15 protein-coding genes and 2 tRNA genes are annotated in these 15,323 nt (G+C 50.0%); 3 read left to right on the forward strand and 14 right to left on the reverse strand.

Going from position 1 to position 15,323, the window contains the following annotated elements:
- Positions 1-26 precede the first annotated feature (26 nt).
- Positions 27-182, reverse strand: coding sequence for a hypothetical protein (locus tag ACJJI3_RS13205; protein ID WP_444940011.1), 156 nt, complete (start codon positions 180-182; stop codon positions 27-29).
- A 261-nt stretch (positions 183-443) separates the two neighbouring features.
- Entirely contained in the window at positions 444-1,439 is a 996-nt protein-coding gene (locus ACJJI3_RS13210; RefSeq protein WP_444940012.1) for a hypothetical protein, read from the reverse strand.
- Positions 1,440-2,264: 825 nt separating this feature from the next.
- Between ACJJI3_RS13210 and ACJJI3_RS13215 the strand changes: the two genes are divergently transcribed.
- The 3 genes from ACJJI3_RS13215 to ACJJI3_RS13225 all read left to right on the forward strand — a co-directional run bounded on the left by ACJJI3_RS13215 (position 2,265) and on the right by ACJJI3_RS13225 (position 6,736).
- Positions 2,265-2,804, forward strand: coding sequence for a hypothetical protein (locus ACJJI3_RS13215; RefSeq protein ID WP_444912143.1), 540 nt, complete (start codon positions 2,265-2,267; stop codon positions 2,802-2,804).
- A 204-nt stretch (positions 2,805-3,008) separates the two neighbouring features.
- Entirely contained in the window at positions 3,009-5,123 is a 2,115-nt protein-coding gene (locus ACJJI3_RS13220; protein WP_444940013.1) for a TonB-dependent receptor family protein, read from the forward strand.
- A gap of 41 nt (positions 5,124-5,164) precedes the next feature.
- Entirely contained in the window at positions 5,165-6,736 is a 1,572-nt protein-coding gene (locus tag ACJJI3_RS13225) for a PepSY domain-containing protein (protein WP_444940014.1), read from the forward strand.
- Between the two features lie 587 nt (positions 6,737-7,323).
- Here ACJJI3_RS13225 and ACJJI3_RS13230 read toward each other — a convergent pair.
- From ACJJI3_RS13230 to ruvB, 12 genes are all read right to left on the reverse strand, one after another.
- Positions 7,324-7,399 (reverse strand) — tRNA-Lys (locus ACJJI3_RS13230).
- 105 nt (positions 7,400-7,504) lie between these two features.
- Positions 7,505-7,580: transfer RNA gene (locus tag ACJJI3_RS13235), tRNA-Lys, on the reverse strand.
- Between the two features lie 132 nt (positions 7,581-7,712).
- Positions 7,713-8,390: a 7-cyano-7-deazaguanine synthase QueC gene (gene queC, locus ACJJI3_RS13240; protein ID WP_444940015.1), complete on the reverse strand. Its 678-nt coding sequence runs from the start codon at positions 8,388-8,390 to the stop codon at positions 7,713-7,715.
- Positions 8,391-8,425: 35 nt separating this feature from the next.
- The gene (gene queE / locus ACJJI3_RS13245) at positions 8,426-9,085 is read right to left on the reverse strand and encodes a 7-carboxy-7-deazaguanine synthase QueE (protein WP_108731832.1); all 660 of its coding nucleotides are present in this window, start codon (positions 9,083-9,085) and stop codon (positions 8,426-8,428) included.
- Positions 9,086-9,191: 106 nt separating this feature from the next.
- Entirely contained in the window at positions 9,192-10,031 is an 840-nt protein-coding gene (gene ybgF, locus ACJJI3_RS13250) for a tol-pal system protein YbgF (RefSeq protein WP_413664416.1), read from the reverse strand.
- 18 nt (positions 10,032-10,049) lie between these two features.
- Positions 10,050-10,538, reverse strand: a complete 489-nt coding sequence (locus ACJJI3_RS13255; protein ID WP_282934229.1) for an OmpA family protein — start codon at positions 10,536-10,538, stop codon at positions 10,050-10,052.
- 99 nt (positions 10,539-10,637) lie between these two features.
- Positions 10,638-11,933, reverse strand: coding sequence for a Tol-Pal system beta propeller repeat protein TolB (gene tolB / locus ACJJI3_RS13260; protein ID WP_444912140.1), 1,296 nt, complete (start codon positions 11,931-11,933; stop codon positions 10,638-10,640).
- Complete coding sequence (gene tolA / locus ACJJI3_RS13265; RefSeq protein ID WP_444912139.1) at positions 11,930-12,724, reverse strand: cell envelope integrity protein TolA; 795 nt, start codon at positions 12,722-12,724, stop codon at positions 11,930-11,932. The genes tolB and tolA overlap by 4 nt, the downstream gene beginning before the upstream one ends.
- A gap of 7 nt (positions 12,725-12,731) precedes the next feature.
- Positions 12,732-13,163 carry a protein TolR gene (gene tolR / locus ACJJI3_RS13270; protein WP_444892812.1) on the reverse strand — a complete coding sequence of 144 codons (432 nt, stop codon included), beginning with the start codon at positions 13,161-13,163 and terminating at the stop codon, positions 12,732-12,734.
- 20 nt (positions 13,164-13,183) lie between these two features.
- The gene (gene tolQ, locus ACJJI3_RS13275) at positions 13,184-13,873 is read right to left on the reverse strand and encodes a protein TolQ (protein WP_413664412.1); all 690 of its coding nucleotides are present in this window, start codon (positions 13,871-13,873) and stop codon (positions 13,184-13,186) included.
- Positions 13,874-13,877: 4 nt separating this feature from the next.
- The gene (gene ybgC, locus ACJJI3_RS13280) at positions 13,878-14,282 is read right to left on the reverse strand and encodes a tol-pal system-associated acyl-CoA thioesterase (RefSeq protein ID WP_282934233.1); all 405 of its coding nucleotides are present in this window, start codon (positions 14,280-14,282) and stop codon (positions 13,878-13,880) included.
- 12 nt (positions 14,283-14,294) lie between these two features.
- Positions 14,295-15,314 (reverse strand): Holliday junction branch migration DNA helicase RuvB, encoded by a 1,020-nt coding sequence (gene ruvB / locus ACJJI3_RS13285; protein ID WP_413664411.1) that lies wholly within the window; start codon positions 15,312-15,314, stop codon positions 14,295-14,297.
- Positions 15,315-15,323: the final 9 nt, after the last annotated feature.

The raw sequence follows: 15,323 nt of genomic DNA on the forward strand, positions 1-15,323 counted from the left end.
TATTCAAGCTTTTCTTGGGACTCAACTTAGAGGGCCTCATCAACAACATCGATACCAATAGGCATGCCGGCGTAAGGCATGCGCAAATCCAATTTAGCGCCATCCCTACTCCAAACAGCAGTATCCACCAAAGAAGTGTTAAAGCTCGCCAAACTCGAGCGCTGAGGCAATAAAATTGTCACAGGCAATTATGCGAACAACAAATCCCAAGAGGAATTGACATGCACTGGCACAAGGTCACTTGCGATAATGAACGACTGAATATTTAGAAACTATTCTCAAATCGCTGATCATGGGCCGACCAACTACTGGGTAAGAGTTAACGATAAGCGGCGATACAGCTATAAGAAGGAAGTGGGGAAAAACTAGGAACAAAGTTTGGAATTAAATTTCTGTGCCACACTGATCAGAACTTAGCAGCACAGAAATCAAAGAGCTGACTGTTACTGTAAAATAGTGCCGGTATTACTTACCCCAGACTGTGTCGCTATTGCCGTCTCGGCGGTACCAGCTTGAGACGTAACATGCACATTTGATGTTCCCGTTTGGGATATTGAGGCCACTCCCATAGTGATATTTGCTTGATCAATATTCACATCATTGGAGTCGCCGGCCTGTAACACTGTAGCGCTGGTGAAAAAGGCATTTCCTTGATCCAGCGTAGACATATTCATATCACCAAACTGGTCGACAATCATAGTTGAATTCTCAACCGTAAACTCCTGCTCCATGAGTGCCATATTGTCATTACCCAACTGCAATAGCTCCATCAGAAGAAAGCTTACTGAACCTATCTGATCCAAGGCTGCAATATTGCCAACGCCATCTTGAATGCCAATCATTGTACTATCGCTAATAACAAAGTTTTGATTGACGTCCATTTGGTTCATCTGCCCTATTTGAGTAGCAACCAAAGTAGAGTTCACTGCCTGCTGTTGCAATGCAAAACTGGGCCCGACCGTGTTCATGTCTCCTTGCTGATTTATCGTCATGGTACTTGCAGTAGTACCACCAAGACCCTGAACATTATTGTCAACCAGATTCATATTCCCAACTTGCTGCACAGTCAAACTACTGTCCGAAAGATTACCCACCTGGATACTCATCACTGTATTCGCATCACCGGATTGGAACTGTGTTAACTGGACATTGGTAGCACTATTGTACTGTTCAGAGGTAGCTAAATTACCATTACCAATTTGCGTCTGAGTCACCACTGCAGTAGTTACATTGGTGTATTGCTCTGCAGCAACCTGATTACCATCCCCAGTTTGGGACTGTATGACTTGGCTAAAATTGACCGTGGCATCTGATTGATCTGACAAGGCACTATTTCCAATCCCATTTTGCTCAACGACGGTGGAATTACTGTCTGCAAAAGAGTGAGAGCTTAGCACCGCCAAACAGATGGCGGCAGTTACGGGGGTTACAGTTTTCATTTGGGCAATCCTTACCTGGTAGAAAATATCTCGCGTTAAAACCAGCTCCTTTACCTACACAGATCGAACCGCACTACTCAGAAATCAAACCCGCAACATCAAGGTAAGTACCATTCACCGTAATTGGTGACACGGAAAACTTGAGGAGATAGCACCTCCAAAAGCGCGACGCTATTCTCAGTAGCAGAACCTTTAACTTCTGTTAGCTGGAGATCCCTCGCCACTGTGCCAAGACGCAATTCAAAGGCTTAATAAATGTTATCAGCAAAAGCTGAGCCATCTATAGGAAGAAAGTGTCCAAGAACTGGGTGAAATGTCTTAGAAAGAATAGAAGTTGCAGGTTTAGTGCCCTCTAGAAAGAACTAAGAAAACCAGACATTGATGATTACAAGAAAGGAATTGTTGGACGCACTGGTTTTATACCTACAGTCAGCCGATTAAAAGTCGAGATATAAAGCTTATACTAGCCTTGTTTTGGAGATATCTCACTAAACCAACCATAACTTTGCATAACGACTCACCACTCCATCCAAAACAGGTTCGACAAGCCTCTATTTACTGCCACTAAAAATCAACTCCTCCAATATCAATTAGTAAGAAAATATTTCGTCTGCCAAAAGCAATATACAAATGTGGAATTGGGTAACCAGCCACCAAAAATCATCCAATAGAATCACGCCAAACCTATCAGCAGATTTTTCTATTAGAGACCGAGGTTGCCAGCGATAATGGTATTTCCATCATAGAAAGCAACTCCCAGCCCTTGATAACTCTCAATAAGTAGAGCAGAATGCGCCTCAAATTGTCACTTCGCAAGTACCAGCTTTGTCAATCTGCTACTTTACCAAAATCAAACAATCACGAGGCACACGAAACCTGCTGCCTCGTATAGCGTTGTTTTTATTTTTGGTACAAGCGTTGATTCCCACAGGGTACATGCCAGCCTCGATCGCTACTGATGGTACAGTTATCAAACTCTGTCCTAGTGGCGTCTCACCAGAAGTAATGGCGATTATTCATCAGGGACATAATCAAAAGCCATTAAGCAGCGGTACAAAGAGCGAGCAGAATCACCACTCCCATCATCAACATATACACCATGAGATGGCGAGTATGTCAGCCGATAAAGTTGCTGAAAGTACAGATCATGATCACCATGCCGAAGGTAATTGGCAGCTGGACTGCAAGTTTGGTATTGCAAAGCCAAATTCCGAAGTAACATTTTTATCTACCCCTTATCTATCTAGCCTGTCAAAAACACGCTATATCCAGCAGCGACACTTGGCTGAGGAAGTAATCGCCAGCCTACATCGCAAACAGCAGCAGCGCGCTCCTCCCTTCTTCACCTCTTTGTCCACAATTTAAGTCTTTGCTCTTCATCTTTTGGGCTCGTTTACGCCTGCCTCAATGATGGAGCCAGTAAGGCATTCGATATAAGCAAATCAGCTTGCTCGTAGATACTACCAATCTAGTATCAGAGCACCTGTGCCTGTCGCTATATCGTCTGCGTTACAGCATCTAATTTATTTTATCGGCACGCTACATAGCGTTCCGACAGGATACCTATACATGAAAATTACTCGAAAGCTGCTCATCTCCTTAGCACTTATTGCTATCAGTAGCGCGCCTCAAGCTAAAGGCCAAGATCATCAATCCCAGTCAATTGAGGAGGTTGTAGTTACAGCTGATATCGACAATTCACTATCTGCACACTCTGCAAGTGAAGCAATTCATAACCTTCAGCGTGTTCCAGGGGGAGTTGACTTGGTTCGTGCCGAAGACTATTTAGTTGAGTTTACGCAGAGTATTGGTGACGCGCTGAAGTTCACACCCGGCGTTTACGCAGACACTTCAGCGCAGCGTGACAATCGAATTTCTATTCGGGGATCCGCTGCGAATGCTACTTATGAACGCCGAGGAATTACTGTATTGCGTGATGGAGTACCGATTTCACGTGCCAGTGGCAGCACCGAGTATCAAGAAATAGATCCACTATCTATTGACTATATCGAGATCTATAAAGGATCAAACGGCCTTCGTTATGGTGCAGCTTCACTGGGAGGTGCAATCAATGTGGTAACACCGACGGGAGCTACGTCAAAAGCTGGAAGTAATATAAGGTTGGAAAGCGGGTCATTCGATACATACCGAACCAGTATTAACACTAAAGGAAGAAATGACGCTTTTGATTATTATGGTGCGGTAACCAAACTAAATAGTAGTGGATTTAGAGAACATTCCGAAGTCGACAGTATTTATAGCTTTGGTAATGTTGGCTACAAATTTAGTGACAACATGGAAACTCGCTTTTTCCTGACCGCATTGCAGGACAATTTTGAGCTGGCTGGCTCTTTGACACACGACCAAGCATTAAGCAATCCTGACATGTCGCCAGAATCAAATATTGAACGCGATATGGATCGAAACCTTGATGTGTTTCGCTTATCAAATCGAACAGTTTTTGCACTAGATTCGCTCACTATTGAAGCCGGGGCTTGGCTAGCAACAAGATATTTGGATCACGCCATAACACCATATGCCGGCATCATTGAGCAAGGCGGAATGGAGTTTGGCATATCTACTGATATTACTGGTAATTTCCAACTGGATATCACTGATATTTCCTGGGTTATAGGTATAACCCATGCTGAAAGTAACAATGAGTCAGAACTGTTTGCGTACTCTGAGGGCCCTTTTAGCCCAACACCAACTGCCGAAAAGGGAAATTTATCAAGTAAAGATGATCGGAATGCGACGAATACTGTCATCTATGGACAGCTAGACTTCCCCCTAAGCGAGTCACTTAACCTAATCGCAGGAGCTCAATATATTAGTAGCGTCAGAGAAAACAAAAATATCTTTAACTCTGACCCCGCTCAGGATACGGGTGGACCGAAAGATGACACCGGTAAGTTGAGCTTCGAGAAATTCAATGGGCGCCTTGGTGTTATTTATACCCTACAAGATGAAAATCAGCTATACGCTAATGTGAGTGAAGGTTATGAGCCACCAGGGATAACTGATCTAACTTCGGGCGGAGCGGATCCATTTACAATTCTTGATGCACAGGAGTCATTGACTTTTGAGGTTGGGTCTCGCGGGCAGAAAGGTATTGTAAGCTGGGACGCATCTATTTATCACAGTGAAATTAGCAACGAATTTGTAGACGTTGGGCAGTCCGGGTTTAGCGGCGAAACAACAAGTACAGAAAACGCAAGAGGTAACACACTACACAAAGGTGTCGAGCTTGGTTTCGATATACGAATAAATAAGAATATTCTCTGGCGGAACATCTATAACTATAACGACTTTAGCTTTGATAATGATCCGGATAGAGGGGATAACAAGTTACCTGGAATACCTCAATCAATCTATGCCAGCGAATTAAAATACTCGAGCAATGACAGGTGGTATGCAGGCATTAACTTGCGACATATTGCCAACGGAGCCTACGTTGACTTCGCCAACACTGAAAGAACTGCGGGATATGAATTAATTGGCATTATTGCCGGTATCTCGATAAACGAAGCGATCGACTTATTTGCATCTGCGGAAAACCTAACCGACGAAAAATATATCTCAAATGTGTCAACAGTATCAGATCTTAGTATGGCTTCCAGTAATTCAGTTTTTACTCCAGGTCAAGGTCGCGCCTTCTATGTTGGTATCAGCACTAACTTTTAATAGCCCCCTCACAGTAAGAAATACATAAGCGAGGTAGCTTGATGAAACTGCAATTCATTAGATGGCACAGATTCCTAACCTGGATAGCTTTTTTTGGTGTTGTAACTTGGTCTTTGTCTGGAATATCCCATCCAATAATGGCTTGGTTTGGTCCGCAAGCCAAAAATACAATGCCACCCACGTTTCAAGCCAGTACAGAAACCTTATATAAACTTGAAAAAATTGTTGATAAGCTGCCTATCGAAAGGGCGGCTATCGCTAAAGTTGTTCCTTCAAGTGAGGGTAATCTACTGCAGATTACAGAAGCTGATAACAGCCCAAGGCGTTATTTCAACCTTGAAACTGGAAGTGAGTTGTTTGATCATGATATAGCACAAGCAAAGTGGCTCACCTCTCATTACTTGGACTTACCACAAGAAAATATTATTGATGTTAAATTCAAGGAGAGCTTTAGCGCTGATTACCCGCGAGTTAATCGCCTGCTACCAGTTTATGAAGTGACCATTGCCGTCGACGATAATTTACTCAAAGCTTTTATCTACACCGAAACAGGTGCCTTAGCTGCTTTAAACAATAGCTTTAAAGCCAAAACGCAAATGTTTTTCAGAGCGCTACATACCTGGAGCTGGCTAGATACTACCGGCCATGGGCGTGTGCTCACTGTTGCACTATTTATGTTGACGCTTCTAGTGATAGCCTCAACGGGACTCTATCTGATTTTTGCACTCCCCAGCCGCAAAATTCCCAAGTCTAATCGACGCTGGCATCGCCGCCTCGGATACCTACTTTGGCTGCCATTACTTGGCTGGTCAGCAAGCGGGTTTTACCACTTATTACAGGCAGAATACATACAGCCCATTTCAGGCTTGCGACTGCTTGAACCTGTGCAACTGGAAAGCTTTGCAGTTACGGAAAGAGAGATGGCTCAGTGGCGGCATAGCATAGAGAGTAGCATTCCTAAGAAAGCGCATTTAAATGCTATTTCGCTCAATCAGTCCATCGATAAAAAGCCATTTTATCGACTTGGGATTAGCATTCCGATTGAAGAGTCAATGTCCAATTACCAACAGCGTAAAGCACGCTTTAGCGGACTGCCTCTGGAAAGCTCATCAGCTTTAATCAACGCTCAAACAGGGGAGAAAGAGTCGATTAAAGACCAGGACTTGGCCAAAGAACTAGCTCTACAGTTCATCCAATCTAATGGCAATACAATCGACAATAGTAAAATTGATGAAATCAAGCTGGTCACACACTTTGGCCCAAACTATGACTTCCGCAATAAACGGTTGCCGGTTTGGCAGGTCGACTTGAATGACCCAGCCAATAGCAGGTATTTTGTTGACCCAGTAACAGGTATTTTAGTTGACCAAAATCGAAAGATTGACCGGTTGGAATCACTTTCATTCTCATTGCTTCACAAGTGGAATTTTTTACGTCCATTAATAGGAGCTGAAAAGCGTGACATATTGATTGTAATTACATTACTCGCCTTAATTGCAATGTCCTGCTTTGGATTGGCTATTTATTTAGCACGCAGAAAGCCAAGAGCTAGGAGGGTTGGTTCCAGCCTACCCCCACAGGAAGCGTCTGGCTACATTAAAGCCTCGAATTAGAACTAGCCTTTTTCTCAGGCAAAACTCTCGGTCAAGAGCAGCCCCTGCGCCCAGGATCTACCCTTGACTGAGAGACTTATAGGGCAGAATAACCCAAAGGCTATACACGCCCCCTTTTAAGCTCAAGTGTTAACCACAATTATCGATAAAGGTGTTTTTACTGTCTCGAACTGACTTTTATCTCAGCTAAAAGTTTCTACAACAGCTTATTTTCCACATGCAACCTTGACACTAACGAGCACTAAATCGTGTTCATTGCCGATCTGGCGAGACTCTCTAACTCGGCAAAAGCCGCCGCCAAGACCAACATAAGGCCCTCTAAAGTAAATAGCGGCTATTGAGCCCAGGGTTAAGCACACACAACTTAAAGCACACCCTGGCGAGCACATCTGCGCAGTCGGCGAGCCTTTACGATGCGGAAAACTCTGATAGATCACCATACATGTAATATCCACCATTCAGAATCGAAAACGAAAGGAGCTGATTAATACAGCAAATAAGCACGGTAATAGAAAGTCTGAAACTAGCCCACGTGTACGATGGTAATACAGAGAAACTGGTTAATTGATAGTGGGGAAAAGGAGAGATGGTGGGTCGTGCTGGATTCGAACCAGCGACCAATTGGTTAAAAGCCAACTGCTCTACCAACTGAGCTAACGACCCCCAGGATGGTTGGACTAACTTGGTAACGGTCCAACTTGGGTTGTTTTTACCTTCGCGCAGAAGTGTAAAAACTGGGTGGGCTGCCTTGGGCATCCCTGTCGAAAATGGTGGGTCGTGCTGGATTCGAACCAGCGACCAATTGGTTAAAAGCCAACTGCTCTACCGACTGAGCTAACGACCCTTTTCGATGCCTCGTTGTGAGGAGCTGCGTATCTTACGGATCTATTTCGAAAAGACAATACCTAACTCGAAAAAAAATCTAACAAATTTAAGGAGTTAGGTATTTGTTCAAAAAATTGGCGCCAACGGCCAATTAAGGTGCGTAGACCGTGGGGTCCTCCAAGCCGGCCTCTGCGAAGCCGGCAGCCCTCAGGCGGCAACTGTCGCAGCGGCGGCAGGCAGCGCCATCTGGCAAGGCTTGGTAGCAGGACACAGTTAAACTGTAGTCCACCCCTAAGCGGGTTCCTTCGGTAACAATATCCGCCTTGCTCATGTCCATCAGCGGCGCACGTATAGACAGCTTGTTGCCCTCGACACCGGCCCTGGTAGCCAGGTTGGCCATCTTCTCGTAAGCCTCAATATATTCCGGGCGGCAATCCGGATAGCCGGAGTAGTCCACGGCATTCACACCCACGAAAATATCTTGGGCGCCCAACACCTCTGCCCAACCCAGGGCAATAGACAGAAATACCGTGTTTCGTGCCGGCACATAGGTCACCGGAATACCGGAGGTTTCCTCTTCGGGTACTTCGATAGAGTCATCGGTCAACGCCGATCCGCCGATTGAGCGCAGGTCGAGCTTAACCACCTTGTGCTCAATGGCCCCCAAGTCCTTCGCCACCTTCTGCGCAGCCAATAGTTCTGCCTCGTGACGCTGGCCATAATCGAAGCCCAGTGCGTAACACTCGTAGCCCTCAGCGCGAGCCATGGCCAGTACGGTGGCTGAGTCCAAGCCACCGGATAGCAAGATTACTGCTTTCTTTGCTGTCATTTTTTCCTCTTTTCTTGATGTGGCGCAGCGGCGCTTTATACGCCGGGGATGTCGCCCCACAACAGCTTGTGCATTTGCATCTGCATACGCACCGGTAATCCATCTTCCAGAATCCATTCAGCTAGCTGGCGCGGCTGCAGCTGCTCGTAGCTGGGGGAGAAAAGCACCTCCCCAACCCGCTCAGGTATACGGTACTGATCCAGGGTAAATCGAGCCCAGTCATAATCCCCGCGATCACAGATCACAAACTTGATCTGGTCCTGGCGAGTGAGTACTTGCATATTCTCCATACGATTGCGGTGCTGCTCCCCGGAGGCCGGCGTTTTCAGGTCGACCACTCTCGACACCCGCTCATCCACTTTATCCACAGGCATAGCGCCACTGGTCTCGAGGGACACCGCATAGCCTGCATCGCAAAGCGCCTTCATCAGGGGGAAACAATTGGGCTGGGCCAGGGGCTCACCACCGGTAACACACACATGGCGAGCGGGATGACTTTGCACCTGCTGCAAAATCTGCTCCAGCGTCATGCGCTCGCCGCCGTAAAAGGCGTACTCGGAGTCGCAATAGGTACAGCGTAACGGGCAGCCCGTCAGGCGTACAAACACCGTAGGAAGGCCACTTTCTCGCGCCTCTCCTTGAAGGGAGTAGAAAATTTCACTGATTCTGAGTGATTCTTTGGAAAGATCGGTCATACACACCCAACACAAAAACGCCCGAGTGGCACATGCCACCCGGGCGCGGGATCATAGGCTTTTTCTGCTCAAAAAACCAGCGATGGCAGTCAGTAGCGACTGAAGGCTACTGGAAGTTCTCCTGCAGATACTTCTTCGCCAGATTCGACGCTCTGGCGTCACTGGCTGCCACCTGCTCCAGCAGGTTGCGGGCTTTTTGCTGGTCGCCCAGCTGGTGATAAACAGTGCCCAGCTTGTAGCGGCCATCCCAGACTTTACTGGAATTCGGGTAACCGTCGAGGAGGGCTACGAACCACTCCCGAGCCTCTTCCAGGTTGCCTTGAACCAGTGCAATCTCACCCAGCCAGTAATTCGCATTCGGGGCGTACTGACCATTGGGGAAGTCCTGCAACAGGCTTTTGAACTCTTCACTGGCGCCGCCGTAATCGCCATTGCGGGCCAAGCCAAAGCTGGCCTGGTAGCGGTCGCGCTCGCTCTTGCCGTCTTTCGGGCCCTGGGGTTTAGGCGGCATTGCTGAGCCCCCCTGCCCTTGCATTGACGAAGCACCGCCTTCAGCGGTAGACGGCGGCTGAGCCGCTGGCTCTGTACCACTCAGGCGCGCAATACGCCGGTCCAGATCCATATAATCTTCGGTGCGCTGCTGTTTGAGACGCTTGATCTCATGGCGCAACTCTTCAACTGTGCCACGCAACTCCCGCACTTCCTGCTGCAAAACCTGCATCTGATAGTAGGCTTCGGCCTGGGGGTTGCCCTGGGCTCGGGGTGGTGACATACCGGCGCGGGCGAGCTGTGTCGGAGCACTGCTTTCCACTTCATCGGTATAAGTAATGGTCGACTGGTCCTGGCTTTTAGAAGACAGGTCTACAATCGGGGCCTGGGAAAATACCGGCGATGCCGCAGTCATTACTGCTGCGGCGATCGCTAGTTTTCTAATCGTTAAAGCCATTGGCATCCATTTTTACGATTAGTTAATAACAACGCGACGGTTCATCGCACGGGCAGATTCGTTAGAACCCATTTGAGCCGGACGCTCTTCACCGTAGCTGATTACTTCCAGGTTAGCTGCGTCTACGCCTTGCAGTACCAAAAAGTCGCGAACGGCATTGGCACGACGCTCACCCAGAGCCAGGTTGTACTCGCGAGTACCCAGTTCGTCAGCGTGGCCTTCCAGGCGAACAGAACCGGCAGCAGCGCGCATACGGTCAGCGTGACGGATCAGCAGCTCACGGGTTTCGGGCTTCAGCAGGGACTGGTCGAAATCGAAGTAAACTACGTTTTCAAGAGGTGCAACTGTCTCGGTTGGCGTGGTATCAAAATCGGTGGTTTCAACCGCAGTTTGATCTGCCTGGTCCAGGGTCTCCTGGCTGCCTTCGGTGGTGTCAGTGCTGCTACAACCAGCCATAACTGCCAATACACAGGCTAACCCAAGGCCTGTTTTTACTGATTTCAACATAAGCTACTCCGCTTTATATATAGTGTTATCGAAAATCCTGAAAGATTTCTACTTGCTCTAATTCACACCCTTCGCTTAAGCGCGTCGGGCACCCCCGCCTTATTCAAAGTACGGCGACCAGGCCGGTTCACGGACATCACCCCTCTGAGAGGGCAGGTTGTACTTCACCCCGGCATCCAGCGACACCGCTGCCAGAATACCTTTATCCCCACGTTTGGTAGCGTACATCAACATGGCCCCATTCGGCGCGATACTAGGGGATTCGTCCAGCGTAGTCTCCGTAAGGACACGCACTCTGCCCGAGTTGATATCCATCGTAGCGATGGTAAATACGCCCCTATTACGATGCACCATCACCAGTGTCTTTCCATCGGGAGAGACACGGGGCCGCGCATTGTAATCGCCATCGAAGGTTAAGCGGTCGACTTGACCAGTGGCAAGAGTCAATTGGTAAATTTGTGGCTTCCCTCCCCTATCGGAGGTGAAAACCAGTGATTTACCATCTGGCATCCAGTTCGGCTCGGTATCAATGGAGAAGTGCCTTGTCATTCTTGTCAGCTTATTACTGACCAGATCCAACACGTAGATCTCCGGGTTGCCGTCCTTGGAGAGCACCATCGCCAGTTTGGTTCCATCCGGGGACCAGGTCGGCGAACTGTTGATGCCCTTGAAGTTAGTTAATTGCTTGCGCGCACCCGTGCGCAGGTTCTCGCGAAAAATTGCCGGGCGCCCGGTTTCAAAGGAGACGTAAGCGAGCTCCTGGCCATTGGGGGACCACATGGGAGACATCACCGGCGCACTGAAACGACGGATCTGCTTGGCGCGAGCACCATCGATATCCGCACGCATCAGCAGATAGCTGGGCTTGCCGCCACGGGTCTCTTCCTGCACGTACACCATTTCCGTGGAGAAGGCACCGCGAATACCGGTGATAGCTTCAAAGATCTCATCGGCGGCGCGGTGGGCGATATCCCGCAGCTGGGTCTGGCCGCCGCGCACTTGCTTGGTGAACATTTTGTGCTGGCCGAAAACATTGACCAGATCAAAAGTGAGCAGGTAACCGGTGGCCTGCGGCTCAATGCGGCCGGTCACTATGTACTCGGTACCGAGGATACGCCAGTCGCGGAATACCACGTCTTCCGGGGCCTTGGGGAAAGACAGCATGTCCTCCTTGGGCACCGGGGAGAAAAGGCCACTGCGGCGAAGGTCTGAGGAAATAATCCCGGAAACATCTTCCGCCAGTACCCCGCCACCAGACCAACTGAATGGGGACACAGCGATCGGTGTGGGGTCATCGATACCGCTGGTGATATCCACCACCAGCTGGGCTCGGGCCCCCAGGCTCACCGAGGCGATTGCAATAATGACGACTGTCTTCAGTAAACTCTTGATCATTGGCGCAGATCTTCGACTTTAAAGTTCAAAATAGTTGTGCGGACTTCCCGCTCAAATACCACTGGTTCTTCCCGGGCCAGGTCGGCCACTTCAGGAAATACCTCCACTTTTTTGATAGCGGTCAGTACCGAGCGATCCAGGGCGGCATTACCACTGCCCTCGACGATATTAGCTGCCACCACCCGGCCGGTGGGGACAAAGTTTATTCTCACCTTGGTAAGCATACCGTTTCGGGCACTGGGCGGGCGACTCCATACCGCCTCAATTTGCTGCTGGATCGCCTGGCCAACGGACATCACCGCTTGCTCGGCCTCATTCGCATCCAGCAGCTCCTCTTCATCCTGGAGGGCCTCGTCAAAAGAACTCTGGCGCTCTTGGGCCAGCTTCTCCTTCAGCTCTTTTTCTTTGCGCGCCTTCTCTTGCTGCTCTTTCTCGCGACGGGCCTTCTCTGCCTGTGCCTTCCGATCAGCTTCGACTTTCGCTTTGCGTTTCTTTTCCGCCTCGAGCTTTTTCTTCTGCTCCAGGGCTGCGCGGCGCTTACGTTCGACCTCAGCCTTGCGTTTTTGCTCCGCAGCGCGATCGGCACGCTGTTTTATTTTATCGACCTTTTTCGGCAGTTTCTTCTTCGGTGTTGCCGCTTCAATCGTCACCAGCTTGGCCTGCACAAACTTTGGCATCGGTTTGCGCTCGGGCATACTGCTGGCTTCCCAGCCGTAGGTCATGGCAGCTATCAACGCCCCGTGTAACACGAGGCTGATGATGATCGCCAATGCATAAAAGCCTTTATTCACCGGCACCCTACCCCTGAGGTGGCTCTGTCACCAGGCCGACGCTGGGCGCTCCCGCCTGCTGCAGTTCGGTCATGGCATTGACAATCAGGCCATAGCGGGCCTCGGTGTCACCCCACACCAAAACCGGAGTTCCCGGCTTTTGACGCAACACCTTAGCGACCGTTTGTTTAATCTCTTCGAGCGGCTTGGCACTCTTCTCGTCAGTCCCCAAATTTAGGTAATAGGTGCCATCGGAGCGCACGGAAATAATCAGCGGCTCCTCATCGGTTTCCTCCATCGGCGCCGAGGGCGCGTTTGGAAGGTCGACTTTGACCCCCTGCATCAACAATGGTGCCGTGACCATAAAGACAATTAGCAGCACCAGCATTACGTCAATGTAGGGCACCACATTGATCTCGGAGACCAGCTTCTTTTTGGTTCCCTTGCGAAACACACTCATAGGGTTCGCCTATTCACTACTCAGCCGGAATGCACTTTGCGGTGCAGGATAGAGGAAAACTCCTCGGCGAAAGTTTCGTAGCTGGACAACAGCGACTCCGCCTTGGCGGAATAGCGGTTAAAAGCCATCACCGCAGGAATTGCTGCAAACAGGCCCATAGCTGTAGCCACCAACGCTTCACTGATACCGGGTGCGACCGTGGCAATAGTGGCCTGGTGCATAGTGGCGAGACCACGGAAAGAATTCATAATCCCCCACACGGTGCCAAACAGGCCGATATAGGGACTGACAGAGCCTACGGTTGCCAGGAACGGCAGGTTCATTTCCACCTTTTCCTGCTCCCGGGACATAGCCACGCGCATGGCCCGCTCAGTGCCTTCCATCACCGCTTCAGGACCGCTGCTGCCCTGTTGGCGCAGGCGGGTAAACTCGGTAAAACCGGCGCGAAAAAGGGACTCAACACCATCCGTCTTGCCTTTTTCCGCTCGTTCGTTACCTTCGCGGAAGAGTTTGTTCAGGTCGGCACCGGACCAAAAGCGGCGTTCGAAATTGTTCAGGGAGCGCTTGGCCTGGGACAGGTAAAGCCCGCGCTGGATAATCATCACCCAGGACACCACAGAGGCCAGTAACAGCAGCAGCATAACTAACTGTACCAACAGGCTGGCGTTCTGGATTAGCCCCCAAAGAGAAAGTTGTTCACCGGCGTTCATCTTCTTAAATAACTGCCTTTAATGCTGAATAAATAGGTTCCGGCAGGGCACAGGGCCTGCGGCTGTCGTCAGCGACACAAGCAACTTTGACCACACCTTCGCAAATTAGCTCATCGCCGCGCCAGATTTTTTGCTCAAAAGTCACTGCGGCCCGCCCCAGTTTGCCAATCGAGGCCGTAGCGCGCAATGCATCATCAAGAAGTGCGGACTTTCGATACTGAATCTCGGCGGAGTGCACCACCAGTAACAGACCCTGTTCTGGCATCGCCGGCTTATCATACCCGAGGGAGCGCAGCAGTTCTGTGCGCGCGCGCTCCATATACTTCAAATAATTGACGTAATAAACGATACCACCTGCGTCGGTATCCTCGATATAAACTCGCAGCGGAATACTGAAAACTTCCTTCACCCCATCCTCTCTCTACTTATTATCTGGCTTCGGCAAGCCGAAGTGCTCGTAGGCCAGGCCGGTTGCCACTCGCCCTCGCGGTGTGCGGGCGATATAACCCTGCTGAATCAAGTAGGGCTCTAATACATCTTCCAGGGTATCCCGCTCTTCACTGACTGCTGCAGCGAGACTGTCCACCCCCACCGGTCCACCATCGAACTTCTCGATCATCGCCAATAGCATACGGCGATCCAGCTGGTCGAAACCACGGGAATCCACATTGAGCATATTAAGAGCGGCATCGGCAATACCGGAATCCACGGCACCATCACCTTTAACTTCGGCGTAATCACGCACGCGGCGCAGCAGGCGGTTGGCTATTCGGGGGGTACCCCGAGCTCGACGGGCAACTTCGAGAGCACCACCTTCATCCATCTCTACTCCCATCAGGCCAGCGGAGCGACGGACAATACTGGTGAGATCCTCAACGTTATAGAACTCAAGCCGCTGGACGATGCCGAAACGATCCCGCAGTGGCGAGGTAAGCAGGCCCGCCCTCGTGGTGGCGCCCACCAATGTGAAGGGTGGCAGGTCCAACTTGATGGAGCGCGCCGCAGGTCCTTCACCGATCATAATATCCAGCTGGTAGTCTTCCATCGCCGGATACAGTACCTCTTCTACATGGGGGCTGAGGCGGTGGATCTCATCGATAAAAAGCACATCCCCCGGCTCCAGGTTGGTCATCAACGCAGCCAGATCGCCAGCCTTCTCCAGTACCGGGCCCGAGGTGGTCTTAATGGCCACTCCCATTTCGGCGGCGATGATATTTGCCAGGGTGGTTTTACCCAGCCCCGGCGGGCCGAATACCAGGGTGTGATCCAGGGCCTCTTTGCGCAGCTTGGCAGCCTGAATAAAGATCTCCATTTGCTCCCGCACCACTGGCTGACCCACATAATCATCCAGGGTTTTGGGGCGCACGGCGCGGTCGTACTGCTCCTCCTGGCCCGAGGGGCCCACGGGCTCCGGTGCCACCAAACGGTCGGCTTCGATCATTGCAACAAC

This window comes from Microbulbifer maximicatervae (SeqCode) (assembly GCF_052466985.1).

Bases quoted from the DNA above. Each gene is read 5' to 3' on its own strand.
- ACJJI3_RS13225 (WP_444940014.1), top strand. From the start codon at position 5,165: ATGAAACTGCAATTCATTAGATGGCACAGATTCCTAACCTGGATAGCT.
- tolQ (WP_413664412.1), bottom strand. From the start codon at position 13,873: ATGAACGCCGGTGAACAACTTTCTCTTTGGGGGCTAATCCAGAACGCC.
- queC (WP_444940015.1), bottom strand. From the start codon at position 8,390: ATGACAGCAAAGAAAGCAGTAATCTTGCTATCCGGTGGCTTGGACTCA.
- tolR (WP_444892812.1), bottom strand. From the start codon at position 13,163: ATGAGTGTGTTTCGCAAGGGAACCAAAAAGAAGCTGGTCTCCGAGATC.
- ACJJI3_RS13255 (WP_282934229.1), bottom strand. From the start codon at position 10,538: ATGTTGAAATCAGTAAAAACAGGCCTTGGGTTAGCCTGTGTATTGGCA.
- ybgF (WP_413664416.1), bottom strand. From the start codon at position 10,031: ATGGCTTTAACGATTAGAAAACTAGCGATCGCCGCAGCAGTAATGACT.
- queE (WP_108731832.1), bottom strand. From the start codon at position 9,085: ATGACCGATCTTTCCAAAGAATCACTCAGAATCAGTGAAATTTTCTAC.
- ACJJI3_RS13220 (WP_444940013.1), top strand. From the start codon at position 3,009: ATGAAAATTACTCGAAAGCTGCTCATCTCCTTAGCACTTATTGCTATC.
- tolB (WP_444912140.1), bottom strand. From the start codon at position 11,933: ATGATCAAGAGTTTACTGAAGACAGTCGTCATTATTGCAATCGCCTCG.
- ACJJI3_RS13210 (WP_444940012.1), bottom strand. From the start codon at position 1,439: ATGAAAACTGTAACCCCCGTAACTGCCGCCATCTGTTTGGCGGTGCTA.
- ruvB (WP_413664411.1), bottom strand. From the start codon at position 15,314: ATGATCGAAGCCGACCGTTTGGTGGCACCGGAGCCCGTGGGCCCCTCG.